This window comes from Citrobacter sp. Awk 4 (assembly GCF_028069725.1).
Classification (GTDB): domain Bacteria; phylum Pseudomonadota; class Gammaproteobacteria; order Enterobacterales; family Enterobacteriaceae; genus Citrobacter_D.
On sequence record NZ_JANEWG010000113.1, the window covers coordinates 1 to 2366 of the forward strand.

Annotated in this window: 2 protein-coding genes; one reads left to right on the plus strand and one right to left on the minus strand. The window is 49.7% G+C overall.

What is annotated here, in order from left to right; all coding sequences use genetic code 11:
* Positions 1-180 precede the first annotated feature (180 nt).
* Positions 181-1503, plus strand: a complete 1323-nt coding sequence (locus NNO04_RS22315; RefSeq protein ID WP_271446507.1) for an MFS transporter — start codon at positions 181-183, stop codon at positions 1501-1503.
* A 52-nt stretch (positions 1504-1555) separates the two neighbouring features.
* Here the strand turns inward: NNO04_RS22315 and NNO04_RS22320 are convergent, their stop codons facing one another.
* A complete protein-coding gene (locus tag NNO04_RS22320; RefSeq protein ID WP_271446508.1) occupies positions 1556-2146 on the minus strand; it encodes a hypothetical protein in 591 nt (196 codons plus the stop codon).
* Positions 2147-2366: the final 220 nt, after the last annotated feature.

The window sequence follows — 2366 nt, forward strand, 5'->3', positions numbered from 1 at the left end:
CCAGTTTTATTAACTAAGTTTAAAATTCTGTGAAGCATTTCATGGAAGCGAAATCGCTGGTCTAAAAATTATCCCCTTTTTGCCTGTTTTATGAGCTAAACCCCGTTTTGTTACATATTGAAATGTCTCTTTTGCTGTGCGTAATATGGCCATTCGTTCGCCAAAAAATAAGAAAATACTATGCAAGCAACCGCCACAACACTCGACAACGAGCAGGAACACCCACCGGTCAATTCGCGTAATAAAGTCGTCATCGCATCGCTCATCGGCACCGCCATTGAGTTTTTCGACTTTTACATTTACGCCACCGCCGCTGTGATCGTGTTCCCCCATATATTCTTCCCGCAGGGCGATCCGACGGCCGCCACGCTACAGTCGCTTGCCACCTTCGCTATCGCCTTTGTGGCGCGCCCGATTGGCTCAGCCGTATTCGGCCATTTTGGCGACCGCGTTGGACGCAAAGTGACACTGGTGGCTTCACTGCTGACGATGGGGATCTCCACCGTCATCATTGGTCTGCTGCCTGGCTACGCGACGATCGGGATTTTCGCCCCGCTATTGCTGGCGCTGGCGCGTTTTGGCCAGGGGCTGGGTCTGGGTGGTGAGTGGGGTGGCGCGGCACTGCTGGCAACCGAAAACGCGCCGCCGCGCAAGCGTGCGCTGTACGGCTCCTTCCCCCAGTTGGGCGCGCCTATCGGTTTCTTCTTTGCCAACGGTACGTTCCTGCTGCTCTCCTGGTTGCTGACCGATGAGCAATTCATGAGCTGGGGCTGGCGTGTACCATTTATCTTCTCTGCGGTGCTGGTGATTATTGGTCTGTATGTGCGCGTCTCTTTGCACGAAACGCCGGTATTTGCGAAAGTCGCCGCTGCGAAAAAGCAGGTAAAAATTCCGCTGGGCACCCTGCTGACAAAACATGTGCGCGTCACGGTACTCGGCACATTTATCATGCTGGCGACCTATACCCTGTTTTATATCATGACCGTCTATTCCATGACCTTCAGCACCGCTGCCGCACCTGTGGGCCTCGGTATGCCACGTAACGAAGTGTTGTGGATGCTGATGATGGCCGTTATCGGATTCGGCGTGATGGTGCCAGTGGCGGGTCTGCTGGCAGATGCCTTCGGCCGTCGTAAAAGCATGGTCATTATCACTACGATGATCATTCTGTTTGCGCTGTTCGCCTTTAAACCGCTGCTGGGCTCCGGTAATCCGATGCTGGTGTTCGCCTTCCTGCTGCTGGGGCTGAGTCTGATGGGGCTGACTTTCGGTCCGATGGGCGCGCTGCTGCCGGAGTTGTTTCCGACCGAGGTACGCTACACCGGCGCGTCATTCTCCTATAACGTTGCGTCGATTCTCGGTGCCTCTGTCGCCCCCTACATTGCCGCGTGGTTACAGGCAAACTACGGTCTGGCGGCGGTGGGGATTTACCTGGCATCAATGGCGGGGTTGACGCTGATAGCACTCCTGTTAACGCATGAGACGCGCCACCAGTCGCTGTAATGTGATTGCCGGATAAGCGACCTGTTTATCCGGCCATTACGTTATGCAATGACTATCTACCGTTCGGCGCTAATGGTTGCGCTATCACCACTACAGGCTGACATGGCAATGGCGTTGGCGTTGGCGCTGTCGGCTTGCTGGAGAACAGGTCAATCACTCCCATTAACACGCATAGTAAAATGATGAGGGAATAAGGCAGATGAACAAAATCCTGAAATGCGGCCTTTTTTAAGTGAACATGGCGGTTTACCGGCTTATAATATCGTTCATACTTATAAATAGGGTTGTTTTTTAAATAGGATTTAAACCACCAATTATAAATCTGAAATGGCGCAGGGTCTTTATATAAAATATCAGGGTCCTTGCGAAAATGCGCTTCAATCACCCTGATTCGATTGGCGATTGCATACTGGAATGTTTTCCATTTTGCTTCAAGGTACCAAAAACAACAGGCTATCAATGCGATTGAAAAAAGTGTCAGAAAAGTTATGTGTTTATCGCCATTGGTTCCCAATGCAAACCCGGCAATAGATCCTGCACCTATCCAGCCCTTTATGAGCAAGGCTCTTCGGTCATAATCTTCATATTGATCTTGCAGCTTTAAGTATTCATCTCTAAGAAAACTGTCGTTTTGGTCTGTCATTGACGTATCTCCAGTCACGGATTTTTTCGGCTCATGCACTTGAGTGCCATAAACATCACCATCCTCATCAATGCCATTGATATTTAATGAAATAGCAAAACTTCACGCAAAAAAATGGTGCGACTGGTTAATCTATAGAGTTAAAACCAATGCTGATATATAGTAGATTGGCATGAATTTGCTATGACGAAAACGACTAAGAGACCATTGCATATAAATT